23 protein-coding genes are annotated in these 26,512 nt (G+C 72.3%); 13 read left to right on the top strand and 10 right to left on the bottom strand.

Going from position 1 to position 26,512, the window contains the following annotated elements; translation table 11 throughout:
- Window positions 1-6: 6 nt before the first annotated feature.
- Window positions 7-1,227, top strand: a complete 1,221-nt coding sequence (locus tag AC0VY3_RS23490) for an acetyl-CoA C-acetyltransferase (RefSeq protein WP_475550519.1) — start codon at window positions 7-9, stop codon at window positions 1,225-1,227.
- Here the strand turns inward: AC0VY3_RS23490 and AC0VY3_RS23485 are convergent.
- From AC0VY3_RS23485 to AC0VY3_RS23475, 3 genes are all read right to left on the bottom strand, one after another.
- On the bottom strand, window positions 1,124-1,600 hold the full coding sequence (locus AC0VY3_RS23485; protein ID WP_475550518.1) for a hypothetical protein: 477 nt from the start codon (window positions 1,598-1,600) through the stop codon (window positions 1,124-1,126). The two genes, AC0VY3_RS23490 and AC0VY3_RS23485, sit on opposite strands and share 104 nt — an antisense overlap.
- Window positions 1,540-2,352: a Rossmann-fold NAD(P)-binding domain-containing protein gene (locus AC0VY3_RS23480; RefSeq protein WP_475550517.1), complete on the bottom strand. Its 813-nt coding sequence runs from the start codon at window positions 2,350-2,352 to the stop codon at window positions 1,540-1,542. Before AC0VY3_RS23480 ends, AC0VY3_RS23485 begins: the two co-directional genes overlap by 61 nt.
- A gap of 258 nt (window positions 2,353-2,610) precedes the next feature.
- A complete protein-coding gene (locus tag AC0VY3_RS23475; protein WP_475550516.1) occupies window positions 2,611-3,273 on the bottom strand; it encodes a chaplin in 663 nt (220 codons plus the stop codon).
- A 539-nt stretch (window positions 3,274-3,812) separates the two neighbouring features.
- Between AC0VY3_RS23475 and AC0VY3_RS23470 the strand changes: the two genes are divergently transcribed.
- From AC0VY3_RS23470 to AC0VY3_RS23445, 6 genes are all read left to right on the top strand, one after another.
- Window positions 3,813-4,214: a rodlin gene (locus AC0VY3_RS23470; protein WP_103508453.1), complete on the top strand. Its 402-nt coding sequence runs from the start codon at window positions 3,813-3,815 to the stop codon at window positions 4,212-4,214.
- A gap of 240 nt (window positions 4,215-4,454) precedes the next feature.
- Window positions 4,455-4,688, top strand: coding sequence for a chaplin (locus AC0VY3_RS23465; protein ID WP_103508454.1), 234 nt, complete (start codon window positions 4,455-4,457; stop codon window positions 4,686-4,688).
- Between the two features lie 224 nt (window positions 4,689-4,912).
- Entirely contained in the window at window positions 4,913-5,203 is a 291-nt protein-coding gene (locus AC0VY3_RS23460; protein WP_030083884.1) for a hypothetical protein, read from the top strand.
- A 200-nt stretch (window positions 5,204-5,403) separates the two neighbouring features.
- Window positions 5,404-5,814, top strand: coding sequence for a rodlin (locus AC0VY3_RS23455; RefSeq protein WP_242742925.1), 411 nt, complete (start codon window positions 5,404-5,406; stop codon window positions 5,812-5,814).
- 215 nt (window positions 5,815-6,029) lie between these two features.
- A complete protein-coding gene (locus AC0VY3_RS23450; protein ID WP_103508456.1) occupies window positions 6,030-6,230 on the top strand; it encodes a hypothetical protein in 201 nt (66 codons plus the stop codon).
- Between the two features lie 119 nt (window positions 6,231-6,349).
- A complete protein-coding gene (locus tag AC0VY3_RS23445) occupies window positions 6,350-6,757 on the top strand; it encodes a rodlin (protein ID WP_103508457.1) in 408 nt (135 codons plus the stop codon).
- Between the two features lie 156 nt (window positions 6,758-6,913).
- Here the strand turns inward: AC0VY3_RS23445 and AC0VY3_RS23440 are convergent, their stop codons facing one another.
- Window positions 6,914-7,414, bottom strand: a complete 501-nt coding sequence (locus AC0VY3_RS23440) for a DUF5949 family protein (RefSeq protein WP_103508458.1) — start codon at window positions 7,412-7,414, stop codon at window positions 6,914-6,916.
- 365 nt (window positions 7,415-7,779) lie between these two features.
- Between AC0VY3_RS23440 and rsgA the strand changes: the two genes are divergently transcribed.
- Both rsgA and AC0VY3_RS23430 read left to right on the top strand, forming a co-directional pair.
- A complete protein-coding gene (rsgA, locus tag AC0VY3_RS23435; RefSeq protein WP_475550515.1) occupies window positions 7,780-8,943 on the top strand; it encodes a ribosome small subunit-dependent GTPase A in 1,164 nt (387 codons plus the stop codon).
- A gap of 73 nt (window positions 8,944-9,016) precedes the next feature.
- Entirely contained in the window at window positions 9,017-10,390 is a 1,374-nt protein-coding gene (locus AC0VY3_RS23430; protein WP_475551725.1) for a DNA-3-methyladenine glycosylase 2 family protein, read from the top strand.
- Between the two features lie 44 nt (window positions 10,391-10,434).
- On the opposite strand, the gene AC0VY3_RS23425 is transcribed toward AC0VY3_RS23430, so the two are convergent.
- On the bottom strand, window positions 10,435-10,917 hold the full coding sequence (locus tag AC0VY3_RS23425; protein ID WP_103511248.1) for a DUF456 domain-containing protein: 483 nt from the start codon (window positions 10,915-10,917) through the stop codon (window positions 10,435-10,437).
- 94 nt (window positions 10,918-11,011) lie between these two features.
- Window positions 11,012-12,004, bottom strand: coding sequence for a helix-turn-helix transcriptional regulator (locus AC0VY3_RS23420; protein WP_103511247.1), 993 nt, complete (start codon window positions 12,002-12,004; stop codon window positions 11,012-11,014).
- A gap of 211 nt (window positions 12,005-12,215) precedes the next feature.
- Here AC0VY3_RS23420 and AC0VY3_RS23415 point away from each other — a divergent pair, with 211 nt between their 5' ends.
- The 3 genes from AC0VY3_RS23415 to AC0VY3_RS23405 all read left to right on the top strand — a co-directional run bounded on the left by AC0VY3_RS23415 (window position 12,216) and on the right by AC0VY3_RS23405 (window position 19,917).
- Window positions 12,216-15,983 (top strand): S8 family serine peptidase, encoded by a 3,768-nt coding sequence (locus tag AC0VY3_RS23415; protein ID WP_103511246.1) that lies wholly within the window; start codon window positions 12,216-12,218, stop codon window positions 15,981-15,983.
- A gap of 208 nt (window positions 15,984-16,191) precedes the next feature.
- Window positions 16,192-18,063 carry a protein phosphatase 2C domain-containing protein gene (locus AC0VY3_RS23410; RefSeq protein WP_475550514.1) on the top strand — a complete coding sequence of 624 codons (1,872 nt, stop codon included), beginning with the start codon at window positions 16,192-16,194 and terminating at the stop codon, window positions 18,061-18,063.
- Window positions 18,064-18,174: 111 nt separating this feature from the next.
- Window positions 18,175-19,917: a pyruvate dehydrogenase gene (locus tag AC0VY3_RS23405; protein ID WP_103511244.1), complete on the top strand. Its 1,743-nt coding sequence runs from the start codon at window positions 18,175-18,177 to the stop codon at window positions 19,915-19,917.
- Window positions 19,918-19,923: 6 nt separating this feature from the next.
- Here the strand turns inward: AC0VY3_RS23405 and AC0VY3_RS23400 are convergent, their stop codons facing one another.
- Both AC0VY3_RS23400 and AC0VY3_RS23395 read right to left on the bottom strand, forming a co-directional pair.
- The gene (locus AC0VY3_RS23400) at window positions 19,924-23,037 is read right to left on the bottom strand and encodes an alpha-mannosidase (RefSeq protein WP_475550513.1); all 3,114 of its coding nucleotides are present in this window, start codon (window positions 23,035-23,037) and stop codon (window positions 19,924-19,926) included.
- Window positions 23,038-23,126: 89 nt separating this feature from the next.
- Entirely contained in the window at window positions 23,127-23,561 is a 435-nt protein-coding gene (locus AC0VY3_RS23395) for a guanyl-specific ribonuclease (protein WP_475550512.1), read from the bottom strand.
- 344 nt (window positions 23,562-23,905) lie between these two features.
- On the opposite strand from AC0VY3_RS23395, the gene AC0VY3_RS23390 reads away from it, so the two are divergent.
- Complete coding sequence (locus AC0VY3_RS23390) at window positions 23,906-24,283, top strand: ATP-binding protein (RefSeq protein WP_137234102.1); 378 nt, start codon at window positions 23,906-23,908, stop codon at window positions 24,281-24,283.
- A 24-nt stretch (window positions 24,284-24,307) separates the two neighbouring features.
- On the opposite strand, the gene AC0VY3_RS23385 is transcribed toward AC0VY3_RS23390, so the two are convergent.
- Both AC0VY3_RS23385 and AC0VY3_RS23380 read right to left on the bottom strand, forming a co-directional pair.
- On the bottom strand, window positions 24,308-25,408 hold the full coding sequence (locus AC0VY3_RS23385; RefSeq protein ID WP_103511241.1) for a DUF2637 domain-containing protein: 1,101 nt from the start codon (window positions 25,406-25,408) through the stop codon (window positions 24,308-24,310).
- Between the two features lie 192 nt (window positions 25,409-25,600).
- A complete protein-coding gene (locus tag AC0VY3_RS23380; protein ID WP_475550511.1) occupies window positions 25,601-26,449 on the bottom strand; it encodes a (2Fe-2S)-binding protein in 849 nt (282 codons plus the stop codon).
- Window positions 26,450-26,512 lie beyond the last annotated feature (63 nt).

Here is a 26,512-nt window from a genome sequence, read left to right as displayed (position 1 = left end):
TCCGCCGTGCCGCTCGACGTCGTCATCTGCGAACCTCTGCGCACCCCCATCGGCCGGTTCGGCGGGGCCTTCGCCCAGCAGACCCCGGCCGCGCTGGCCGCACGCGTCATCGCGGAGATCGTCACCCGTACCGGCATCGACCCCGACCGGGTCGACGAGGTGATCCTCGGCCACGCCTACCCGACCAGCGAGGCCCCCGCCATCGGCCGGGTAGCCGCCCTGGACGCCGGACTGCCCACCACGGTCACCGGCTCCCAGATCGACCGCCGCTGCGGCTCCGGGCTCCAGGCGGTGCTGGACGCGGCGATGCAGATCCGGGCCGGGTTCAGCGAGGTGGTGATCGCGGGCGGCGTCGACGTGATGAGCGCCGCCCCCTACTACACCCACGACGGACGCTGGGGCATCAAGGGCCCGGGCCTCCAGCTCCACGACGCCCTCGCCCGGGGCCGCGTCACCGCCGGAGGCGTCAACCACCCGGTCCCCGGCGGCATGATCGAGACCGCGGAGAACCTGCGCCGGGAGTACGGCATCGGCCGCGCCGACCAGGATGCCCTGGCCCTGCGCTCGCAAGCGCGCGCCGCCCGCGCCGTCGCCGAGGGCCGCTACGACGCGGAGACCGTCCCCGTCACCGTACGCACCCGCAAGGGCGAGACGACCGTCACCGCCGACGAACACCCCCGTCCCGACACCACCGCCGAACAACTCGCCGCCCTCCGGCCGGTGATGGCGAAGTCCGACCCGGACGCCACCGTCACCGCGGGCAACGCCAGCGGCCAGAACGACGCGGCCGCCGCCTGCCTGGTCACCAGCGCCGAAACCGCCGAACGCCTCGGCCTCACCCCGCTCGTCCGGCTCGTCTCCTTCGCCCGCGCCGGGGTGCCCGCCGCGACGATGGGCATCGCCCCGGTCGCCGCCACCCGCACCGCCCTCGACCGGGCGGGACTCACCCTCGCCGACCTCGACCTGATCGAGCTGAACGAGGCGTTCGCCGCCCAGGTGCTGGCCTGCACAAGGGAGTTGGGCCTCGGCGAGAAGGACCACGAGCAGCGCATCAACGTCAACGGCTCGGGCATCTCGCTGGGCCACCCGGTCGGCGCCACCGGAGCCCGCATCCTCGCCACCCTCACCCGCGAACTCCACCGCCGCGAGGCGCGGTACGGCCTGGAGACGATGTGCATCGGCGGCGGCCAGGGCCTCGCCGCGGTCTTCGAACGCATCGCGGACTGACGGCAGTCGGGCCGCCGCCGCCACACGGGACGACGGCGGTCTCCTCGTGGAAGTAGTGCCGCGCCGCGGTCAGTACCACGCGGAACCAGACGTCCACCTCGTCCTGTCCCATCGACGGCCAGTCCGGGGTCTCCCCGACCAGGGCGCGCCCCATCCGACGGCCCAGCTCCACGAAGTGCGCACCCGCCGCAGTGCGTTCGTCCGCGTACCGCTCCAGCGCGGTGGCGAGGTCCGGCCCCTCCCGGAGCACCCGCTCCAGGCACAGGGCGTCCTGGAGGGCCTTGACCGCGCCGGTGGCGGTGTGCGGCCTGGTCACCCCGGCCGCGTCCCCGGCCAGCAGCAGCTGCGAGCGGGCGACCCGGGGCGCCTGCACATCGGCGACCGGGTGGCAGACCGCCGCCCGCCGCCCGCCCCGCGCGACGATTTCCGCCCACGCGGCCGGGAAGTGCTCCTCCGCCAGCTCGTGCACGTGCGGCCCCGGGTCGGCCCCTCGGGAGGACGGCCGTAAATGGCGTACGCCAGCAGCCGGTTGCCCGCGCCACCGCTTCCGTCACCGTCCTGCGGGCCGCCCGGGATCAGATAGAAGACGCCGTGCCCGCCGGGGTACCCCAGGGTCACCCACGCGCCGCGCAACAGCTCCAGCTCCCGGGGACGCCCGGACAGCGCGTCGAGCGGGATCGCGCCGCGCCAGACCCGATAGGGGGCGGGCTGCGGCCGCAGCCCCGGGGCGAGGAGCTGCCGGGTGGCGGACGCCTGCCCGTCGGCGCCCACGACCAGGTCGTACGGTTCCTCGCCCCGCGCGGTGGTGATCACCGCCCCGCCGGATCCGCCCGGGCCGACCGAGGCCACCGGCTGTCCCCGGAGACAGCGCACGCTTCCGGCACTCGCGCGCAACGACCGCCACAGAAGACCCCAGTTGCACGGGGGCACGGGGGAGGACTGCCGGGCCGGCTCCCGCGCCGACCGGCCGCCGGGCTCCCGGGCCAGCCAGACCCGCGTGCCCACCGGGGCCGTCGGCATCGCCGCGTCCAGATACCCGGACCCGACCAGCTCCGCGTGGAGCGACGGCGGGATCACGATGCCGAACCCCCGGTCCCGCAGGTCGGCTTCGCTCCGCTCGTACACGGTGACCTCCGCCCCGGCCCGCGACGGCCGCCGCGCACCCCGCGATACTGCCGCCGATCACCCCGATACGTAACGCAGTCGCCACGTCCCCGGCCCTTCCCGTCGTCCCGCTCGCTCCCGGCCTTCCGCGCGGCGCTCCGGGCCGTCGTTCCATCACCGCGCCCGGAGCCCCGGGCGAACCGGCCGCCGCGCACACAGAAGGTCCGGCCGGACAGTCCCCGCTGTCCGGCCGGACCTCGTTCTTCCGCAGGACCTCCGTCAGTCCCGCGCGTTGCGCGTACGGCGCATCAGTACGGCACCGCCGAGCAGCAGCGCGGCGCTCGCGCCGGCCGCCAGGCCGAGGTCGGCGGCACCGGTGTCGGCCAGGTGCGCGTCCGGGGTGTTGGACCCGGGAGTGCTGGACCCGGGCGTGTCCGAGCCGGGGGTGTCGGTACCGGGGGTGTCGGTCGGAGGCTGGTCCACGGGCGGCTGGTCGACCGGGGGCTCGTCGACGGGCGGCTGGTCGACCGGGGGCTCGTCGACGGGCGGCTGGTCGACCGGGGGCTCGTCGACGGGCGGCTCGTCGACGGGCGGCTCGTCGACCGGGGGCTCGTCGACGGGCGGCTCGTCGACCGGGGGCTCGTCGACGGGCGGCTCGTCCACCGGGGGCTTGACCGGCGGGTGTTCGTGCTTCGGGCCGTCGGCGTTCACGCACTTGTTGCCGAAGGCCGGGTTCAGCAGAGCGATGACGTTGACGGTGTTGCCGCACACATTGACCGGGACGTGCACCGGCACCTGCACGGCGTTGCCCGAACCGACCCCCGGCGAGCCGACGGCCGCGCCCTCGGCCGACGCGTCGGCGTGCGCGGTGCCGCCCACCGCTGCCAGGAGGCCCGAAGCGGCCGCCATGACGATAATGCTTTTGTTCAAGACCTGTCGCATTACTTGCCCTTCCTTAGGACATTCGCGAGGACATCGCGTGGGTGCTTCGCGCGCGGACGGGCAGCCATCGGGCGGAGCCGCTGCACAGCCGGATCGCGCGGGAAGCCATGGTGAAAGTGATGAAGACGTGCGCGCTGGACGATTGCCATAACGATGCGGGTCCGTACGGGAAACTTGGAATTGCGTGGAAAATGTGTAATCACCCGAACGGGTGGTGTCCGTCGATCCCGCGCATCCCGGTGCGCAGAGCGAGAAAAACGATTCGCCCTCAACTGGGCTGCAGTCTGCTGGTGTTGACCCCGGGAAAATGCTCACCCCGGATGCCTAGCGGCGTCAGGGTCGTCGATCCTCGCCCACCCGTTCGGGCGAAAGGTGTCTGGACGAGCGTGCGCAATTTCTTCACGAACGCACGGCCGTACGAACAGGGGTGGGGGACCGCCCCTTGTCCGGCATTCGGGTGAATGGGCGGAACCAAACGCCGGGTCGTGAGTTGACCAGGGGGCTCCGCCGCGGGGCAATCGGTACGAGAAGGGTTCATCGTGATCAAGAAGGTTCTGGCTACGGGCGCTGTCGCCGCCTCCATCCTCGGTCTCGGCGCGACGCAGGCCATGGCGATCGGCAACGACGGAGGCACGACCTCGGTCAACGGCAACGGCGCCTCGCAGTCGTTCGGCAACGCCGAGACCCACGGCGACTGGAGCCCGCAGTTCGGCCTGGTCCAGGGCTCGCTCAACAAGCCCTGCGTCGGTCTGCCGCTGAAGGCCAACGCCGGTTCGCTCGTCGGCCTCGTGCCGATCTCGGTCCAGGACATCAACGTCCTGTCCTCGCCGCAGAACCAGCAGTGCACCGAGAACTCCACCCAGGCCAAGGGTGACGAGGCTCTGTCGCACATCCTGGACGACATCCCGATCCTGTCGGGCAACGGCGCCAACAACGGCTGATACGGCTGAAATGCCCGGGCCCGGGCCCTCGGAGTTCCTCCACCGAGCGGCTCGGGCCCGCTGCTGTGCCGGGCATTGCGGCATTCGGGCGGTTCTCCGGAAAACCGCTCCCGGAAGAGTTTCGATCGCGGACCTCCGTCGTTACGAATAGCAGCGCCGGAGTCACGAGCGATCAGGATCCGGCTCGGGCGGCACGAATGTCGTGACCGCACCGGACTCCGCCGAGGAAAGGGAAGAAAAGTGAAGTACACCAAGATTGCCGCCGTCGCCGCAGGAACGTTCATGGCGATGGGTGCCGCCGCGCCGGCCATGGCCGACTCGGGTGCCGAGGCCATTGCCGCGCACTCCCCGGGTGTGCTGTCGGGCAACATCCTCCAGGCCCCGATCCACATTCCGGTGAACGTCTGCGGCAACACCGTCAACGTGATCGGTGCGCTGAACCCGGCCTTCGGCAACACCTGCATCAACAAGTGAACCTCTGACCGGCCGGGCCGTGTGCCCGAAACCGGTGGGCCCCGTACGGCATTCGCCGTCCGGGGCCCTTTTCGTGCGCCGTCGGAGAAAAATTCCGCCCCGCAGTTTCCAGTATGCGACCTGATCGTTATTCAAGGAGAGAGCGGCAGAAGTCACAGGTAAAGAAGGCTTGTGTGCGGCACGGGAACGTGACCGAAACAGATGCCGCGCAGAAGGGATTCCCAGTGAAGTACGCGAAGACCGCCGCGCTCGTTGCCGGTTCCGTGGCCGCCCTCGGAGCGGCTGCTCCCGCCTTCGCCGCTACTGACGTCACGGCCCCCAACTTCAGCCTCGACCGCGGCCTCAACCAGGTCATGGCCAGCGCCCCGCAGGTCGTGGACCCGCTGGTCGAGACCGTCGGCGACACCACCGAGACGGTCTCGAAGGACGGCACGGTCGGCAAGCTGGCGGGCGAGGCCACCGGTGTGGCCGGAGGTGCGGCCCCGCTGCTCGGCGGAGTGCCCCTCGGCGGCTGACCGTCCAGGACGGCGGTTCCGCCGGCTTTCTCCGATCCGTTCCTCCGGTGCCGTTCTTCCTTCTCGTGGACACCCGAACTCGTGGACACCCGGAAGGAAAAGCACCGTTCGAGTGAATGGGCATAACCAGACCCCGCCGGAACGAGTTGATCAGATCGCTCCGGACAGGCGGGCACACGTTTCATCCAGAAGGGCTTTTCATGATCAAGAAGATTATGGCCTCGGCAGCCGTCGCTGCCTCGGTCGTCGGTGCCTCCGCTGCGGCCGCCCCCTCCGCCATGGCCATCGGCAACGACAGCGGCACCACGTCGGTCAACGGCAACGGCGCCTCGCAGGCCTACGGCAACTCCGCCACCCACGGCGACTGGAGCCCGCAGTTCGCGCTCATCCAGGGCTCGCTGAACAAGCCCTGCATCGGCCTGCCCGCCAAGGCGAACCTCGGCTCCCTCGTCGGCGTCGTGCCGATCGCGGTCCAGGACATCAACGTCCTGTCCTCGCCGCAGAACCAGCAGTGCACCGAGAACTCCACCCAGGCCAAGGGTGACGAGGCTCTGTCGCACATCCTGGACAACATCCCGATCCTCTCGGGCAACGGCGTCGCCAACAACTGACGCCACCCGGCACGACCCCGGGGCCAGCCCCTCCGTACGGCGACCGTTCTTCGCCGGACCGGACGGGCTGGCCCTTCGGCGTGCCCGGGGCGCATCCCGCGCGAGGACGAGCGGATGCGAGCGATGGATGTGCGGCGTGCGACGTGCGGCGGGAGGTTGGGCCGGATGCCGTAGCACCTGCTGACGGTCCGCCCGTGCCCGGGTAGTGCATCTCCATGGATCCGTACGGCAGTCAGCCCCCGCAGCGCAGAGAGCAGCAGCCCGCACCGAGCGGCACGCCGATCTACGACCGGCTCGTCGCCGAGTGGCGGGCCTCCGGACACGACCCCCAGCCGGAGGCCCCCCGGCAGCCGGCCGCCCCGCGCACCGGCTTCGTCCCGGCGGCCCGCTCCTCGGACGAGGCCGCCGGGACGTGAACGACGCCGTCGACCTTGCGCCGGATCGAACCCATTTGAGTGGTACTGCGCAACCGATCGTGGTCCGCGTCGGTTGATCAGTGCGTTCCACAACGGGACGTTCCGAAAGGTGAAGCTTGATGAAGAAGATGATGGCCGGCGCGGCAGTGGCTGTGTCCCTGCTCGGTCTGTCCGCAGCCGCGGCTCCCACGGCCATGGCGATCGGCAACGACGGTGGCACCACCACGGTCAACGGCAACGGCGCCGAGCAGGAGTTCGGCAACGCCGAGACCAAGGGTGACTGGAGCCCGCAGAACCAGCTCGTGCAGGGCACGCTGAACAAGCTCTGCATCGGCCTGCCGGCCAAGGCCAATGTCGGTGCGCTCGTCGGCCTCGTGCCGGTCGCGGTCCAGGACATCAACGTCCTGTCCAACCCGCAGAACCAGCAGTGTGCCGACAACTCCACCCAGGCCAAGGGCGACGAGCCGCTGTCGCACGTCCTGGACGACATCCCGGTCCTCTCGGGCAACGGCGTCGGCAACAACTGACGTACCGAGCGCGGGCGGTCCGGAGATCACACTCCGGGCCGCCCGTCCTCGTTTTCGCGGCACGGTGACACGGCCGCACCGCGGCACGGGCGAGGCCCACCACTCCACGGGGGGTGGTGGGCCTCGTCGTTCGTGCGGAGCGGCGGGGTCGTGGGCTCAGCCCAGGGAGCGGACCGGGAGCAGGCAGTGGGCGGCCGTGCGGACGACCTCCTCGTCGGCGGCGAAGGCCCGCAGCCGGTCCTCGCTGACCGGCTGCCCGGGAACGGCCTCCGGCCACGGGCTGGTGGCGAACATCCCGTACACCTGGCCCTGCGCCTGAGCCGCGGCCAGCCACTCCGCGGGAGCGGGGTACTGCGCCGTGAGGTGAGGCAGCGTCAGGACGGCCCGGCCGGCCTGGACGAGCAGCTTCGCCTGGATGCCCGGGGTCTCGGCCGCGTCCTGGATCGCGCCGCCGACCTGGAGGCCCGCGCGCTCCAGTGCGGCGCGCATGGCCTCGCGGCCGACCACCGGGCCGTCCTTCCCGTCGCCCAGCGAGTAGGCGAGGAGGAAGGCGGTGTCCTGGTCGGCGTCGGGCTGCCGGCCGCTCCAGCCGATCAGGATCTGGGTGCCCAACTGGGCCTGTGTGAACGTGACGGTGGAGCCCTGGGGTGTGGTCATGCTCGGCACCCTAACGGCCACGAACCGGTCCCCATGCATGCGTATCACCCGATCGAGGGAGATTGCGGTTATCCCTCGCGAATACGCCGGCCCGAACATCCCTCGACCGTGGACCCGGATAAATCGGTTGACGGTGCTCCCGGGGGCCGGGCTAGGGTGATCACGGTTCCGTCGGAAGCCGGAGGAACCGGAGAAACTCCGAAAACCAGAGGAATCAGGAGGTGAGGACATTGATGACTGTCGTTGCGATGGGCACTGCCCACAACCGGAAGAGCATCGTCCTCATCCCTGTGGCCACCGGCTGACCACTTCTCTCCTTTCCGCGCCGAGCGCGCCTGCCGGGGCCACCCTGTGAAGGGTTTCCCTTGTCTTTCTCGTTTCCCTCCCTCTCTTCTTCCGCTGTCGCTTCCTCGCACCCGCTGACTCCGTACGGCTGGGACGAGGACTGGGCGGCCGCCTTCTCCCCGTACGCCCGGCAGGGGCTCGTGCCGGGGCGGGTCGTGCGGGTGGATCGCGGTCAGTGCGACGTGATCACCGCCGACGGTACGGTCCGCGCCGACACCGCGTTCGTGGTGCCGCGTGACCCGATGCGGATCGTCTGCACCGGCGACTGGGTGGCGCTCGACGCGGACGGCGACCCGCGCTTCGTCCGTACGCTGCTGCCGCGCCGGACCGCCTTCGTCCGCTCGACCTCGTCGCAGCGGTCCGAGGGCCAGGTGCTCGCCACCAACATCGACCACATCGCCATCTGCGTCTCGCTCGCCGTCGAGCTGGACCTCGGTCGGGTCGAGCGGTTCCTCGCGCTCGCCCTGTCCAGTTCGGAGGGCGCCGCGCTGCTGGGTGACGGCTCCGGCGGGGCCTGCCGGCCCCAGCCGATCGTGGTCCTCACCAAGGCCGACCTGGTGCCCGACGCGGTCACCCTGTCCCACCTCGTCCAGGACATCGAGGCGATCGCCCCCGGCGTCCAGGTGCTGCCCGTCAGCTCCACCACGGGCGAGGGGCTCGACGTCCTCGGGGCCGTCGTCTCCGGTGGCACCAGTGTGCTGCTCGGCGTCTCCGGAGCGGGCAAGTCCACCCTGGCCAACACCCTGCTCGGCATGGACGTGATGGAGGTGCAGGCCGCTCGTGACGTCGACGGCAAGGGCCGGCACACCACCACGACCCGCAATCTCCTGCTCCTGCCGCACGGGGGCGTCCTCATCGACACCCCCGGGCTGCGCGGGGTCGGCCTCTTCGACGCCGCGGCCGGGGTCGGCGAGGTGTTCTCCGAGATCGAGGAGCTGGCCGGACGCTGCCGGTTCCACGACTGCGCCCACGAGGCCGAACCGGGGTGCGCGGTCCTCGGCGCCCTGGAGGACGGAACCCTGCCCGAGCGGCGGCTGGAGAGCTACCGCAAGCTGATCCGCGAGAACCAGCGGATCGTCGCCAAGACCGATGCCCGGGTACGCGCCGAGATCCTGCGGGACTGGAAGCGCAAGGGCGCGGAGGGGCGCGCGGCCATGCAGGCCAAGCGCGGCCGGGTGCGGTAGCCCGGGGCGTACGGGTTCGACGTCCGAATTCCGCGAGTGCGGCGGCCCCGGCTGCCGCACACTGGACGGTGTGATGGACGAACGGACCAGGTACGAGGCGGTGAGCAGCCGCGACGCACGGTTCGACGGCGCGTTCTTCTTCGCCGTCGTGACCACCGGCATCTACTGCCGGCCGAGCTGCCCTGCCGTCACCCCCAAACGCGCCAACGTGCGCTTCTACCCCACCGCGGCGGCGGCCCAGGCGGGCGGTTTCCGGGCCTGCCGCCGCTGCCGCCCGGACGCCGTGCCCGGCTCCGCCGAGTGGAACGTCCGCGCGGACGTCGTCGGCCGGGCCGTGCGGCTGATCGGCGACGGCGTCGTGGACCGCGAAGGCGTCCCCGGACTCGCCGGGCGGCTCGGCTACAGCGCCCGGCAGGTCCAGCGTCAGCTCAACGCCGAGCTGGGCGCCGGACCCGTCGCGCTCGCCCGGGCCCAGCGCTCCCACACCGCCCGGGTGCTCCTCCAGACCACCGGGCTGCCGGTCACCGAGATCGCCTTCGCCGCCGGGTTCGCCAGTGTCCGGCAGTTCAACGACACCATCCGGAAGATCTACGCCCGCACGCCCAGCGCCCTGCGCGCCGAGGCCGGTACGGGGCTGGGCGGCGGGCGCCGCGAGGGGCTGCGGGCCGGGATCCCGCTGCGGCTCGCCCATCGGGGCCCGTACGCCACCGGCGCCCTGTTCGACCTGCTGGCCGCCGAGGCGGTCGCGCGGGTGGAGGAGGTGGCGGGCCCGCCCGGCCGCCGCACCTACCGGCGCACCCTGCGGCTGCCGTACGGCACCGGGCTCGTCGCGGTCGACGAGGCGTCGCCCGGCGGCCCCTGGCTGGAGGCCCGGGTCCAGCTCACCGACCTGCGCGATCTGACCACCGCCGTCCAGCGGGTCCGCCGCCTGTTCGACCTGGACGCCGATCCGTACGCCGTGGACGAGGCCCTGGCCGCCGACCCCCGGCTCGCCCCGCTGGTCGCCGCCCGCCCCGGGCTGCGCTCGCCGGGCGCGGCCGACCCGGAGGAGGCCGCGCTGCGGACCCTGCTGGGGCGCGCGGACGCCGCGGAGCTGGTCGAGCGGTACGGGAAGGCGCTGGACGTGCCGTGCGGCGGGCTCACCCATGTGTTCCCGGAGCCGGACGTGCTCGCCGGTTCCGCCGAGGATCCGGCGCTCGCGGGCCTGGCCGCCGCGCTCGCCGACGGCCGGCTGCGGCTGGACGCCGGGGCCGACCGGGACGAGGCGGAACGGACGCTGCTGACGCTGCCCGGCATCGGTCGGCGCACCGCCGCCCTGATCCGGCTGCGGGCGCTCGGCGACCCCGACGTCGACCCGTACGGAACGCCGGGCGCGGAGCGGTGGCGGCCCTGGCGCTCCTACGCCGTCCGCCACCTGGAGGCGGCGGGTGCGCCGGTCCCCGCCTGACCCGGCCCGATGCTGCGCGGAACCGGCCGCCGAAGGGGCTCGGCTCAGGACCAGAGCACCGCGCCCAGCCAGGCGCCCGCCACCAGCAGGCAGCAGAACAGCTCCACCAGCACCGCGTAGCCCGTCGCCCGCATCACCGAGCGCACCGACGCCCAGCCCGCGCCGCGACTGCCCAGCCGCAGCCGCTCCGCGCCGAAGATGGCCCCCACGTACCCGAGGATCCCGCCCACCACGGGCACCACGAAGAAGCCCACGATTCCCGCCACCCCGCCGATCATCAACGTCCGGCTGGGCGCCCCCGACTCGCCCGGGCGGCGCGGCGGCAGCAGCGGTTTGAGGGCCTGGTTCAGCAGCATCAGCGCCGTCGCGCCGATCAGGACACCCCAGGCCGCCGGTGTCATGTCCGTCAGAGCCCACCACAGCACCGCCGCCCAGACGATCGCCTGACCCGGCACGCCCGGCACCAGCACCCCGACCAGACCCAGCAGCATGACCAGGCCCACGGCGACGAGCTGCCACACACTCATCTGACCAGCCTGCCGGAGAGTGCCCCGCTCCGCCCGTCAGCGCACCCCGGCCACCCACGGCCACCTGCGCCGATGCCGCCCCGGACGGTACGCCTCAGGCCGGCTCGGTACGGGCCACCCAGCCACGCTCGTACGCATGCCAGCCCAGCTGGAGCCGGGTGGAGACCCCGGTCAGCTCCATCAGGCCCTTGACCCGGCGCTGCACGGTCCGCAGCCCCAGATCCAGCTGCTTGGCCACACTGGCGTCCGTCAGCCCCGCCAGCAGCAGCGACAGGATCTCCAGGTCCGTCGGATCCGGCCCGACCCCGTCCTCGCGCACCCCGCCGCCGCCCTCGCCCAGCCGCAGCGGCATCGCCTCCCGCCACACCGCCTCGAAGAGGCCCATCAGCGATTCCAGCAGTCCGCTGGCGTGCACGACCAGGGCGGCGGGCTCCTCGCCGCGACCGGTCAGCGGGACCATCGCGAGGCTCCCGTCGGCGACCACCAGCTTCGTCGGCACCCGGTCCACCACCCGGCACTGCTCGTCCCGGCTCAGCGCCGCCGACAGCTCCAGGATCCCGAACGGCGTCGACAGCACCTCCCGCTCGACCACCACCCGGTAGCTCACCCCGCGCGAGGTGGCCCGCTCCTCGGACTCGTTCTCCATCCCGGTCACCGCGATCGGCTTGCCCGTCACCAGGGCGCACACCTCGGACATCGCCCCCAGCTGCAGCTGGTGGAAGCGCTGTGCCACGGCGCTCGCCCCCGTCACCACCTCCACCAGATCGTGCACCGCCGGTTCGCTCGCCTCGGCCCGGTACTCCTCGGCGAGCAGCGCGGACGCCAGCTCCGCCTGCTCCAGCTCGTGCCGCTGCTGGATCAGCAGCGCGCCCAGCGCCACGCCGGGCGGCGCCGCCACCCAGCGACCGGGACGGGCCGAGGACTGGGCGGCCAGACCCTGCTGTTCCAGCCGTCGCAGCACGCGCTCGGCCTCCGCCTCCGACAGCGCCAGCCGGTGTGCGAGATCGGTGAGTTCCGCGGCTCCCGCGGCGACGAGCGCGCGGTACGCGCTCTCCTGCCTCTCGTCGAGACCTATGGCCCCCAGCATTCTCCCGACCTCCCCTGGTGTGGTGATCGCGCATCACGGCGCCCCTGCGGCGGGGTCCTGGGTGGCGGGAAAGGGCCACGGCGTAAACCCGCCGCCCACATCATCCCCTGTACCCCTGGACCCTCTGCCACTGTGGCGCCACCGCAGCACCAACAACCTCCGGGATGCGGCCTCTTGGGCTGCTTCGTTCCGGAATGACCTGGGGAGAGCGATGCGCCCGATATCGCGTACGGCACTCGGAGCGGCGACCGCCGCTGTGCTCGCCGTCACCGTGATCGCGCCGTCGGTGGCGGCGCCACCGGACGAGCGGGACACGAACAGACCGATCACCGGAAGCGCGGCCGCCGCCGAGGGGCCGAAGCCCGTCACGCTGACGCTCGTCACCGGCGACACGGTGCTGGTGACCACGGACGCCTCGGGCGCGGCCACCGCCACCGCCCTGCCCCGCGAGGACGGCACCGTCCCGCTCGTCCAGACCCGGCAGTCGGGCCCGGACCTGTACGTCTACCCCGAGTCCGCCGTGTCCGCGCTCGCCGCGGGCACCGTGGACGAGGAGCTGTTCAACGTCACCGGGCTGATCCGCCAGGGCTACGACGACAGCCGCACCGACTCCGTCCCGCTGATCGCCACCTACACCGGCGACACCGCCCGCCGCACCCTCGTCACCCCGCGCGGGGCCGAGCGCGGAGCGGCCCTCGACATCATCGGCGGACTCGCGCTGAAGGCCGACAAGAAGAAGGCCGCCGCCTTCTGGGCCGACCTCACCGCACCCCGCTCCCGGTCGGGCTCCGGACTCAAGAAGCTCTGGCTCGACCGCAAGGTTCAGGCCAGTCTCGACAAGTCGACGAAGCAGGTCGGCGCGGACCTCGCCTGGGCCGCCGGCTACGACGGCACCGGCACCAAGGTCGCCGTCCTGGACACCGGGGCCGACGCCGAGCACCCCGACCTCCAGGGCCGGATCACCGCATCGGAGAACTTCACCGACTCCGCCGGCACCGACGACTTCCAGGGCCACGGCACCCATGTGGCGTCCACCGTCGGCGGCTCCGGCGCGGCGAGCGACGGGAAGAACAAGGGCGTGGCGCCCGGTACCGATCTGCTGGTCGGCAAGGTCCTCAACGACAGCGGCTCCGGCGCCGCTTCCTGGATCATCGCGGGCATGGAGTGGGCCGTCGACCACAAGGCCGACGTCGTCTCCATGAGCCTCGGCAGCGCCGAACCCACCGACTGCACCGACCCGATGAGTCTGGCCGCCACCGAACTCGGCAAGAACAAGGACACGTTGTTCGTGGTCGCCGCCGGAAACCTCGGCCCGTCCCTCAACACCGTCTCCTCGCCCGGCTGCGCCCCCGGCGTGCTGACCGTGGGTGCGGTCGACCGCGACGACTCCACCGCGAACTTCTCCAGCCGCGGCCCCGCGATCGTCTCGCACACCCTCAAGCCCGAGATCGCCGCGCCCGGCGTCGCGATCTCCGCCGCCGCCGCGGGCGGCCGGGGCTCACAGGCGTACCGCTCCATGTCCGGTACGTCGATGGCGACCCCGCATGTCGCGGGCGCGGCGGCCGTGGTGAAGCAGCGCCACCCCGAGTGGACCGCCCAGCAGATCAAGGCGGCCCTCGTCTCCTCGGCGCACAGCGCCGTTCCCGGTGACGTACGCGAGACCGGAGGCGGCCGTCTCGACGTCGACCGCGCGATCCGTACGTCCGTGCTCGGCGCACCGGCGGTGCAGGGCGGCACCTTCAACTGGCCGCAGGACAGGAGTGATCGCACCACCGTCGCCGTGCCGTACACCAACACCGGCGGCAAGGCCGTGAAGCTCTCGCTGAAGGTCGCGGGCGTCACCGGCAACGACGGCTCGGCCGTCCGATCCAAGGTCGCCTCGCTCGGCCGGAGGTCCGTCACCGTGCCCGCAGGGGCGACCGTCGAGGTGCCGCTCGCCCTCGACCCGGACGCCCGGCTGACCGCCGCCCAGTACGGCGACGTCACCGGCCGCGTCCTCGCCACGGCCTCCGGCGGAGTGCGGGTCTCCACACCGTTCTCGCTGTACGTGGAGCCGGAGACGGTCACCCTGCGCGTCAAGCTCGTCGACCGCACCGGCAAGCCCGCCGACGGCGTCTCCTCCCTCGATCTCATCGGCACCGACACCGCGTCCGGCGAACGCCGCTTCAACGAGGGCGCCACCGACCAGACCTACCGGGTCCGGCCCGGGGCGTACTTCGTCTCCAGCTTCATCGCCACGCCCGACACCACCGACGCGACCGGACAACTCGTCGGCTCGGTCGGCTATCTGGCACGCCCTCAGCTGAACGTCACCAAGGACACCACCCTCGTCCTCGACGCCCGCAAGGCCCACCGACTGAAGGTGCGGACCGAGGACAGGGCCGCCGAGACGCGCGGCGCGACCCTCGCGTTCGGGCGCTCCTGGGACGACACCTGGCTGCACTCCGGGTCCATCTCCGGCACCGGGATCGTCAAGGACTACCTGGTCGACGTCCAGGGCAAGGCCCGTGACGGGGACTTCGAGTTCGCCTCCTTCTGGCGCGCCTACGCCCCGCAGGTCCAGAAGTTCGCCCTCGTCGGCGGAGCGGCCCTGCACCCCCGGCCCGCCACCACGGGCTCGGTCAACCTGGACGGCACCGGCCGCGCCGAGGTCGTCGACGCCGGTGCGGGCAGCGCCGCCGAGCTGGAGGCCGCCGGAGCGCGGGGCCGGATCGCCCTGGTGAAGGTCGGCGACGACTCCTCGGCCGTCCTCACCCAGGCACGCGCCGCCCAGGCCGCCGGGGCCACAGCGCTCCTGGTGCACCGGCCTTCGGCCGGCGACTGGCAGCCGTCCCTCGGCTACGGGGCCGCGCCCCTGCCGGTCCTCGGACTGCGCGCCGACGAGGCCGCCGTGCTGAAGAAGGCGCTCGGCAAGGGCCGGGCTGAGGTCTCCTGGACGGCCACGGCCGTCAGCCCGTTCGTCTACAACCTCTCCTTCCCGGAGCAGGGGCAGATCACCTCGGACCGCACCTACAAGGTCCGTGACAAGAAGCTCGGTTCGGTCGTCTCCACCCACGCGGCCATGGGCGTGGCCGCCGACTACGTCGACACGCTCCTGGTCTCCCGCCCCTACGGCGCGACCTTCGGCGCGTCCTCGCTCGCCCTGGTCTCCGCTCCCGGAAAGCGCACCGAGTACTACACGGCGGGCGACACCGGCTGGCAGAAGGTGCTCTCCTCCAGCTTCCCCTGGGGCGAGCTGATGACGGGCGACGCCCGTACGTACCGGGCGGGCCCGGCCACGACGGAGGAGTGGTACCGGGGCCTGCTCGTCCCCGGCGCCCCGCGCGACGCGAAGGGTGAGGAGGCGCTCGCCGGCGAGCGGCAGGGTGATCGGATCGGCGTCGCCCCGGCGTTCATGACCGACTCCGAACACATCGGCCAGCAGGGCTCGTTCGGCGACATCGGCAATGTGCAGCTCAAGCGCGAGGGCGAACTGGTCGGCAGCAGCGGCTATCCGTTCGGCGTCTTCGACGTGCCCGCCGAGGCCGCCGCGTACGAACTCACCATGATGACCACGAAGATCGGCTCGCCCGCCGCGGTCTGGAAGCGGTCCACGCAGACCGAGACCACCTGGAAGTTCCGTTCCGAGCGGAAGCCGGACGTGGTGTCGCAGGGCCTCCCGCTGCTCTTCCCGCGCTACGCCGTGCCGGAGGACGGGATGAAGACCGTGCCCGCGAAGAACGGCCAGAAGATCGGGCTCGACGCGACCGGGCACGCCGGATACACCCCCGGCGAACTCACCGGCGCGAAGGTCTCCTTCAGCTACGACGGCGGCGAGACCTGGCACGCGGCCACCACCGCGCGGCAGGGCGGCCGCTGGACCGCGACCGTCGACCACGCGGACGCGGGCGGGAAGCCCGTCACCCTGCGGACGGAACTGACCGACGCGAACGGCAACACCGTCGTCCAGACCGTCGACGACGCGTACGCGGTGCGGTGAAGCGACGGGGCCGATGAGCCGTTGACCCTGTGATCGGGTGTTCGTACGAACGGTTGACGCGCTGAAACGATGACCTGCCGATCACTGCGACCGGTCCGCCGGGCGTCCCTTCCCGTGGGGGGTGGGGGCCGCCCGGCGGGCCTCTTTTACGGGCCACTTTTTCCTGATGCCCCGTTTTCGGAGCACCTTCGCGGTGGACAATAGGGGCATGAGTCAGCAGGGGGAGAAGCCCGCCGCCCACGAGGACGACTGGTGGCGCAAGCTGTACGACGAGACCGCGCCGGACACCGGTCCCAGCAGCGCGGCCGACAGCCTCGACGACCGCTTCGACTCCGTGTCGGACACGGTGCGCAGGCCGGTGGACGACCACCGCGACCAGGACACCGTGCGCGAGACCGTCCGGGACCCGTACGCGGAGGCGTACGAGGACCCGTACGCGGACCGCTACGAGGAACCGGACGCGGAACGCGAAGAGATTCCGTACACGGACCGTCACGCGGGCCCGCACGCGACGGACGCGTACCGGCTGCCGGAGCCGGGCCGGTCCGTGGTGGCGCAGCGGGGCCCGGGACCGGCCCCGAGCCCGGCATCGGATCCGGTGCCGGACGGGGACCGGCACCTGGTCCCGGGAGCGGACCCGGACCCGGTGGCGGACGCTGTTCCGGTGGCGGCTCCGGACCCGGTTGCGGTGGCGGCTCCGGACCCGCGGTCGGCCTGGGACCCGTATGCGAAGCGCGACCCGGACCCGGAACCGGAACCGGAGCCGGAGCCGGAGCCGGAGTCCGGACCGGCTGCCTCTGCTGTGCCGGCTCCGACACCGGCACCGGAGGCCGGGTCGGCACCGGAACCCGCAACGGCCGCCGGTCGCGCCCGGCCCGCCGCATCCACCCCGGCCGCCACACACGTCCCGCCCCCACCCGTGTCGCCGCCCCCGCCCGCCCCACCGGCCCCATCCCGCACCATCGCTTTTCCCGCCCCCTGGGAGGCGCCCGCCGGGCGGCCGGGGCCCCGGACGTTCGCCGTGCCGCGGGCGGCGGAACCGCCCGAGCCCGATCTCGCGCCCGACCCCAGCGCCCTGCACCGGCTGCCGGACCTCGCCGACGGTGCCGACGGCCGGCCGGCCGTCGGGCATCTCGGGGACCGGCCGCCCACCTATGACGCCGAGCCCGCCGCCCTGCCCTCCGCGACCTCGGAGAATCTGGACGGCCTCGTCCCCGACACCGTCCTGGACGGCGCGCGGTACGGGACGTACACCCTGCGGGCCGTCTCCGTACGCGGCGACTCCGCCCGCTTCCGGGGCGAGCCCCGGCGCGACGGGCTGCTCACCGCCCGCTTCGGGGCCGCCGAGAGCGCCCTCGTCCTCGTCGCCGTGGCCGGCGGCAGGCGGGACGCCGAAGCGGCGCACCTCGCCGCGGCCGACGCCTGCCGCTGGATCGGCGGAGCCGTCGCCCGCAGCCACGTCCGGCTCTCCGAGGACATAAGAGCGGGCCGCCGGGGCGACCTGAAGTCAGGGCTGCACCGGCTCACCGACCGTACGTACGGCAAGCTGCGCGCCCGCGCCGCCGAACTCGGCGTCGAACCGGACGCGTACACCGCTAGCCTCCGCTGCCTGCTGCTCTCCGCCGACCCCGACTGCCGCACCCGGGTCTTCTTCGGCGTCGGCAGCGGCGGACTCTTCCGTCTCCGCGACGGACTCTGGCAGGACCTGGAGCCCATCATCCCGGAGAGCGGCGCCGCCCCGCAGCCGGGCGACGAACAGGAGGAAGGACCCGACGGGGACCGGCTGACCATGGATCTCCAGATCACCGCGCCGGCGGCCCCGCACTTCGAGGGGCCCGCACAGCCGCCCGCCGAGCCCTTCCGCTTCCGGGCCTCCGTGGCGCGGCCGGGCGACACGCTGATGCTGTGCAGCAACGGCCTCGCCGAGCCCATGCGCGGTGAGGCGGCGCTCCCCGGTGAGCTCGCCGAGCGCTGGGGGAGCGAAGGGCCGCCCGGTCTGCCCGCCTTCCTCGCCGACACCCAGCTCCGGATCAAGGGGTACGCCGACGACCGCACCTGCGCCGCCGTCTGGGAGGCGTAACCGCGCACGCCGTGGGTTGATGGTTCCGGAGCCCGGCGGAACGGTGTTTCGCCGCTCCGGTCCCCGGACAACCGAAGTGCACGGAGCACGGGCAAGGAAGGGCGCGCACCCATGGCCAAGCAGAACCTGGCGGAGCAGTTCGTCGACATCCTCGCCAGGGCGGGCGTCAAGCGCCTGTACGGCGTCGTCGGCGACAGCCTGAACCCCGTCGTGGACGCCATCCGGCGTAACTCGGCCATCGACTGGATCCACGTCCGGCACGAGGAGACCGCGGCCTTCGCCGCCGGAGCGGAAGCGCAGGTCACCGGCTCGCTCGCGGCCTGCGCCGGCTCCTGCGGGCCGGGCAATCTGCACCTGATCAACGGTCTGTACGACGCGCACCGCTCCATGGCCCCGGTGCTGGCCCTCGCCTCGCACATCCCCTCCAGCGAGATCGGCCTCGGCTACTTCCAGGAGACCCATCCGGAGCTGCTGTTCCAGGAGTGCAGCCACTACAACGAGATGATCTCCAACCCGGAGCAGATGCCGAGGCTGCTCCAGACGGCGATCCAGCACGCCGTCGGGCGCGGCGGTGTCAGTGTCGTCTCGATGCCGGGCGACGTCGCCTCCAAGCCCGCACCCGAGAAGTCCGTCGAGCACGCCCTCGTCACCGCGCGGCCGACCGTACGCCCCGGCGACGACGAGATCGACAAGCTCTGCCGCATGGTGGACGAAGCCAAACGGGTGACGCTGTTCTGCGGCAGCGGCACGGCCGGGGCGCACGCCGAGGTGATGGAGTTCGCGGAGAAGATCAAGTCACCGGTCGGGCACGCGCTGCGCGGCAAGGAGTGGATCCAGTACGACAATCCGTACGACGTCGGCATGAGCGGGCTGCTCGGCTACGGTGCCGCGTACGAGGCGACCCACGAGTGCGACCTCCTCATCCTGCTCGGCACGGACTTCCCGTACAACGCCTTCCTCCCGGACGATGTGAAGATCGTCCAGGTCGACGTACGCCCCGAGCACCTGGGCCGCCGCTCCAAACTCGACCTCGCCGTCTGGGGCGATGTGCGCGAGACCCTGCGCTGTCTCACCCCCCGGGTGAAGACCAAGTCCGACCGCAAGTTCCTCGACCGGATGCTGAAGAAGCACGCGAACGCCCTGGAGGGCGTGGTCAAGGCCTACACCCGCAAGGTCGAGAAGCACGTCCCGATCCACCCCGAGTACGTGGCCTCCGTGCTGGACGAGATGGCCGACGACGACGCCGTGTTCACCGTCGACACCGGTATGAACAACGTGTGGGCCGCCCGCTATCTGACGCCCAACGGCAAGCGCAGGGTGATCGGTTCGTTCAGCCACGGCTCGATGGCCAACGCCCTGCCGCAGGCGATCGGCGCCCAGTTCACCGACCTGGGCCGGCAGGTCGTCGCGATGGCCGGTGACGGCGGATTCTCCATGCTGATGGGCGACTTCCTCACGCTTGTCCAGTACGACCTGCCGGTGAAGGTCGTCCTGTTCAACAACTCCTCGCTCGGCATGGTCGAGTTGGAGATGCTGGTGGCCGGGCTGCCCTCGTACGGAACCACCAACAAGAACCCCGACTTCGCCGCCATCGCCCGGGCGGCCGGCGCCTACGGCGTACGCGTGGAGAAGCCCAAGCAGCTGCAGAGCGCGCTCAAGGACGCGTTCAAGCACAAGGGCCCCGCGCTCGTCGACGTCGTCACCGATCCGAACGCGCTCTCCATCCCGCCGAAGATCAGCGCCGACATGGTCACCGGCTTCGCGCTCTCCGCCAGCAAGATCGTGCTCGACGGCGGAGTGGGCCGGATGCTCCAGATGGCCCGCTCCAACCTCCGTAACGTGCCGCGCCCTTGAGGTCTCTCAGGCCGGGGTCAGCCGCACCGTCAGGATCTGGAACGGCCGCAGATCGAGGACCAGCCCGTCCTCGTCGGCATCCGCCGGGTGCAGCGGCCGCTCCAGCAGATCGGTGATCCGGGCCTCGGCGACCGGGAACGACACCGTCAGCCGGGTCCGCGCCCGGCCGCCCGCCGACTCGTAGAGCCGGACGATCACATCCCCGCCCCGGTCCTCGGCGAGCTTCACCGACTCGACCGTCACCGCCGGATGCCCCGTCGACACCAGCGCGGGCACGGCCGGCGCCACCGCCGCCCGCAGCGGAAGGTTCAGCGCCAGGCCCTCCCGTACCGCGTCCGTCACCTCCGCGCCGGGCGCGAGCGCGTAGCGGAAACGGTGCACACCCAGGTCGGTGTGCGGGTCCGGGCTGTGCGGGGCGCGCAGCAGCGTGAGCCGGACCGTCGTGCCGAGGCCCTCCGGGTGCGGCGTGCGGGTCACATCGTGGCCGTACGTCGCGTCGTTGAGCAGCGCGATGCCGTAGCCCGGTTCGGCGACCCGCAGCCAGCGGTGGGCGCAGATCTCGAAACGGGCCGCTTCCCAGGACGTGTTGTCGTGGGTCGCCCGGTGGACGTGGCCGAACTGGATCTCGGCCGTGGAGCGTTCGGCGTGCACATCGAGCGGGAACGCGGCCTTGAGCACCTTCTCCGACTCCTGCCAGTCCACCTCGGTGTCGATGTCGAGCTGTCGGCTGCCCGCCGCGAGCCGCAGCTCCTGCACCACGGTCGACCTCCCGAAGGAACGGACCACCCGCACGGCCGCCCGCAGCGGCCCGTCCTCGACCGGCGACACCGAGTCGGCGGCGGTGAGATCGGTGCGGCTGCGGAGGTAGTGCCGGTCGATGTCCCAGGCGTCCCAGCGGTTGGGGTGGTCCGGGTGCAGCTGGAGGAGGTTGGCGCGGGCGCCGGGGACCAGCGCCTCACGCCCGGCGACCAGATCGTGGACCGAGGAGACCAGCCCGTCCCCGTCCACCACGACCCGCAGCAGCCCGTTGTCCAGGACGATGTCACCTGCATCCGAGGCTTCCGCCGTCACCGGGTGCTCCGGGACCGCCGCACCGTCCAGCAGCCCCGCCCCGAGCCCCGGGCTCCGTGCCAGCACCGCCGCCCGGCCCTCGCCCAGCTCCTGGACCCGCGCCCCGGACGGCAGCACCCCGGCCGCCTCCGCGTCCAGCTCGATCACCTGAACCCGTTCGTACGGCGAGGAGTTGAGCGCCACCATGCCCTCGGCAGCACCCAGCGAGGTCACCGCCCCGGCCACCACGTCCGCGAGCTCGGCGCGCACCTCCTCGTAGGTGTCGCGCGCCTCGCGGTGCACCCAGGCGATCGACGAGCCGGGCAGGATGTCGTGGAACTGGTGCAGCAGCACCGTCTTCCACACCCGGTCGAGACGCTCGTACGGATAGGAATAGCCGGGCGAGCGCAGTGCGGCCGCAGCCGCCCACAACTCGGCCTCACGCAGCAGATGTTCGCTGCGGCGGTTGCCCTGCTTGGTCTTCGCCTGGGTGGTGTACGTCGCCCGGTGCAGCTCCAGATACAGCTCGCCCGACCAGACGGGGGCCCGCTCCCCGTACTCCTCCTCGGCCGCCGCGAAGAACGCCGAGGGCTTCTCGACCGTCACACGCGGCGAGCCCTCCAGGTCCCGCAGCCGGCGGGCCCGCTCCAGCATCTCGCGGGTCGGCCCGCCCCCGCCGTCGCCCCAGCCGAACGGCACCAGCGAACGCGTGGCCCGGCCCTTGTCGGCGAAGTCGCTTTCCGCACGCGCCAGTTCGCGGGCGTGGAGCTGCGCGTTGTAGGTGTCGACCGGCGGGAAGTGGGTGAAGACCCGGGTGCCGTCGATGCCCTCCCACCAGAAGGTGTGGTGCGGCATGTCGTTGTGCTGGTTCCACGACAGCTTCTGGGTGAGGAACCACTTCACCCCCGCCAGCCGCGCCAGTTGGGGGAAGGCCGCGGTGTAGCCGAAGGAGTCCGGCAGCCAGATCTCCTCCGTGTCCACGCCCAGCTCCTCGGCGAAGAAGCGCTTACCGTGCACCAGTTGGCGGGCCAGCGCCTCGCCGCCCGGCATATTGGCGTCCGACTCCACCCACATGGAGCCGACCGGCGACCACTGCCCCGCGGCCACCGCCTCCTTGATCCGCTCCCAGATGTGCGGCTGATGCTCCTTCACCCAGGCGTACTGCTGGGCCTGCGAGCAGGCGAAGACCAGCTCCGGGTAGTCCTGCGCGAGGGCGGTGACATTGGCGAACGTACGGGAGGCCTTGCGGACGGTCTCGCGCAGCGGCCACAGCCAGGCCGAGTCGATGTGCGCGTGCCCGGCCGCCGAGATCCGGTGCGCGCTCGCCGAGGCGGGCCGCGCCAGCACACCGGCCAGCGCCGCCCGGCCCGCCGCCGCGGTGCCGGAGACGTCGTGCAGGTCCAGCGCGTCGAGCATCGACTCCAGCGCCCGCAGGATCTCGTGCCGCCGCGAGCGGTCGGCGGGCAGCTCGTGCATGAGCTCGGACAGCACCTCGATGTCCAGGACCAGATGCCAGACGTCCTCGTCCAGGACCGCGAGGTCGGCGGAGGCGAAGCGGTACAGCGGCCGGTCGCCGGCGGTCAGCACATCGCCGAGCGGTGTCGGTGCGAAGCCGTGCTCCAGGACCGCCGGATTGGCCGCCGCCTCCAGCAGCAGATCCACCGGCTCCCCGCCCGCCGCCGGGGCCGCGAGCGTCAGGTGCCGGTTGCGGGGATGAACACCCTTGAGAGGGACGCCCAGGTGGTCGTACAGCATGCCTTCCGCCTGGAAACCCGGACCCTGACCGGTGAACCCCGGATCGACGACCACCTCCACCCGGCGCCCCGACCACTCCCCGGGCACCGCCCCCCGGAGCCGGAACCAGCTGGTGGACCAGGGCTTCCCCCACTCCGTACCGGCCGTGAACGGCGCGAAGTCCGCCCCGAGGGCCTCGGCCACCGGCACCGGCTCGCCCGGAGCGTGCCATACGGACAGGGCGAGCGGGGCGCGGGCGGCGTACTGGGCCGGGCGGACGAACTGGTGGAGGGCCCTCTCCAGGCGGCCCTCCACCAGGGTGCGGTCGTCGTGCATCAACAGCTCCTCGGGAAGGTGTGGGGTCCTGGCGCGGCGGCTCAGGTTCCCTTCCCCCGGAGCGGGCGGAAAACCCCTCGGAAGCGGGGTCAGCAGTCGTGGTCGACCAGATCGAAGGAGGCGTAGTGGTCGGCGGTGTAGTAGTCCTCCTCCACCTGCTCGCCGGTGACGATCCGGCGGGCGCCACGGTTCGGGGAGCCCGGCGTGATGACCGTGTACTCGTGGTAGTAGCCGGTGGACCGATCCGGCAGCAGGCCTTCGCGGTTCTGGAAGACGGTGCCGTCCTGCTCGTACGGGAACGGCCCGCCCCGCTCGATCAGATCCAGGGTGTCGTGCGCCTGGGACGGCAGGGCGGAGGAGCAGATGCTGCCGACCGCCGCCGCCCGGAACGCGGTCGCGGAGTAGGCGGTGGTGGAGGTCGTCGCCGGGGTGGCGGCCTGGGCCGTGACCGGGCCCGAGGCGAGGAGAAGGGACAGGAGGGCGGCCGAGCCGCCGAGCCGGGTGATGCGTGGGGGGAGGCGCATGCCGTCATGATGACGCGCGTAGAAGTCGGGCCGTCAACGCCAACTCGGATGCTTTCGCCGGACGTTGACCGGAGCTGCGCCTATGTGGTGATGGCGTGCGCGGGTGGGATGTTCCGTGCGCCCCTCGCCGCTCCCGACCGTTCACTTATTGATGAGTCGACAAGCGTGACCGTGTGCGTACAGGGGCATGCATCCCGTGAGGCTGTTCGACGGACAGCCTGAGTGAAGGAGGTCGGTTCACTGTGCGGGCGGGGGAAATGACGAAGCGCCAGAAGAGGACCACGGCCGTCGAGGGGCGCGGCCCCCGGGGACGGAGACCGGGTGAGGCGCCGCTGCCGGCCCGGATGCGCCGAAGGGTCGGCCACACCGAACGGTCGGCGGTGGGGGAAGTGCGCAGGGAGCTGCGGGAGTTCCTCCGACATCGCTCCGGCCAGGAGCAGACCGATGCGGCGGAGTTGCTGGTGAGCGAGCTGGTGACCAACGCCCTCATCCATACCCGGCACGGGGCCGTGGTCACCGCCACGGCGACCTCCGCCCGGCTGCGGGTGGAGGTACAGGACTTCGCCTCGGAGGATCTGCCCGCGCCGTACGTACCGAACGCCGACGACGGTACGCACGGCAGGGGCCTGATCCTGGTCCGGAGCCTGGCCGACGCCTGGGGCGTGGAGGCACAGGCCCTGGGCAAGGTCGTCTGGTTCGAGCTGCACGGCGGAAGGCCCTGAGGGGCCGTCCGCTGCGAGGCGCGATCAGCCGAACTGCTGCTCCAGATCCTTCAGTTTCTGTTCCAGCGAGTCGAGCCGGGGGAGCGTCTGGGTGTCGTCCTCCGCGGTGAGGTCGACGGTCCGCGGGTCACTTCCCCGGTTCGGCGCGTCCAGGCTCTTCGAGCTCGAACCGTCCGCCGCCTGCTTCGGGCCGACGGCTTGCAGGGATGGCCGGGGTCGCAGAGGCAGCTGACCCGGCTCTGCTATGGCGGGCTCCGCGACGGCCGGCGCGCCGCCCGATGCCGGAGTGAGGGCGGGCACGTCCACCTGCTGCCCGGCCCGGCCGCCGCGCCCCCAGACCCGGTTCTGCCGGTTGAGGGCCTTGATGCGGGCCCGGTCCAGCTTCTCCTGGTCGCGTCGGCGCAGCCGGTCCTGCTCGCGCTCCCTGCGGTCCTCCCGCACCTCGTCCACCGCCTCGTCCAGGGTGCGGACACCCTCCAGGAGCATCAGCGACCAGGCGCCGAAGGTCTCCCTGGGCGCCCGCAGCCAGCGGACGATCCGGATCTGCGGCAACGGGCGGGGCACCAGGCCCTGTTCGCGCAGCGCGGCGCGGCGGGTCTGCTTCAGCGCGCGGTCGAAGAGCACCGCGGCCGAGAGGGACATCCCCGCGAAGAAGTGCGGAGCGCCGGCGTGGTCCATGCCCCGGGGGGCGTGCACCCAGTTGAACCAGGCGGCGGCCCCGGCGAACGTCCACACCAGCAGCCGGGAGCCGAGAGCCGCGTCTCCGTGGCTCGCCTCCCGTACGGCCAGCACGGAACAGAACATCGCGGCGCCGTCCAGTCCGAACGGGACCAGATACTCCCAGCCTCCGCTGAGACTCAGGTTCTGCCGGCCGAAGCCGACGAGCCCGTGGAAGGAGAGTGCGGCGGCGACCGCCGCGCAGCAGAACAGCAGGACGTAACTGGCGGTGGCGTACAGCGCTTCCTTGCGTCTGCGGCGTTCCTCGCTGCGTTCCCAGGAGTCGTCGGCCGCGGCCTTGCCGGCGGCACGCTTGCCGCGTGCGACCACCGTCACCGCCGCCATGACTCCCACGAGCAGTACGGCGCCCGGAAGCAGCCAGTCAAGCGATATGTCGGTCAGTCTCATGCGCGGTCCCTTGCGTCACGTAGGGCGTTTCGTGCGCCATCGTGACGGAATTCCCGTCCCGCTCCGGTGGTTTCGGGACAAGAGCACGCCATGGGGGTGGGAGAGGCTATCGATGGGTGGAATCTTCTCGAACGTTCGCCCGGTTAGGCCGAGTTGTGTTCGATTCCACGTCATCCGGACGGGTGGTGTGGATCAGGAAGCTGCCGCGAGCTTCCGCACCCGGTCCGCGTCACAGGTACGCGGGCAGGTCACACAGGTGTCCTCGGGGCGCAGGGTGTAGAAGAGGCAGCAGCTCGCCCGGTCCCGGGTCGGCAGCGACCGGCCGTCGGGCCCGGCCAGCTCACGGAAGCCGGCGCCGCCGGCGTACGGCTTGGTGGTGCCGGGGAGCAGTAGCTCCAGCTCGGCCATCGCCCGGCGCTCCTCGCCCAGCAGATGCGCGATGTACCAGAGGCCCTCGACGATCTCGTCCGTCGCCATCCCCCACAGGGCGCGCTTGCCGCGCCGCATGCGCGGTCCGAAGCCCTCCAGCACCGGAGCGAGGTGCTCGGTCAGGGAGGCCAGGACCTCGGCCCGCAGCGCCGCCTCGTCCGCGACCACCCGGGCCCCGGGCAGCGAGGCCGCCGGGTCGTCCGGCAGGCAGGCGAATTCCCGGACCCGCACGGTCAGGTGCCCGAGCGCCCGTTGGAAGGCCACGTCCTCGACCGGGATCCGGGGCACCCGGCGCTGCAGGAACCAGGGCATCGTCACCAGCAGACAGGCGGGCCAGGCATACCGGTGCAGACCGAAGCTGGCCACCACGTCCGGCCGCGCCTCCCGGCCGTAGTCGCGCAGCACCTGGGCGTTGTCCCAGGCCAGGAAGGTGTCCACGGCGGAGCCGCCGGCGGCCAGCTCCGCCGCGCCGACCCAGCCCGCGCCGGACGGGGCGACGGCGTCGCCGTCGAGCACGTCGGCCCGCAGACCGGGGAACACCTCGGTCAGACGGGCGTACGCGGCGGTCACGGGGGACGTCGCGGTGCCGGTGAACGGCGGGGAGAGGGTCATGCAGGGGACCACCGAATCGGGATCGTTTGCAGGTAAGGCTTACCTTACCCGACCCCGTCGATG

The sequence above is a fragment of the Streptomyces sp. iso_384 genome (assembly GCF_056172905.1).
This window is presented reverse-complemented; position numbering and strand designations above follow the sequence as displayed.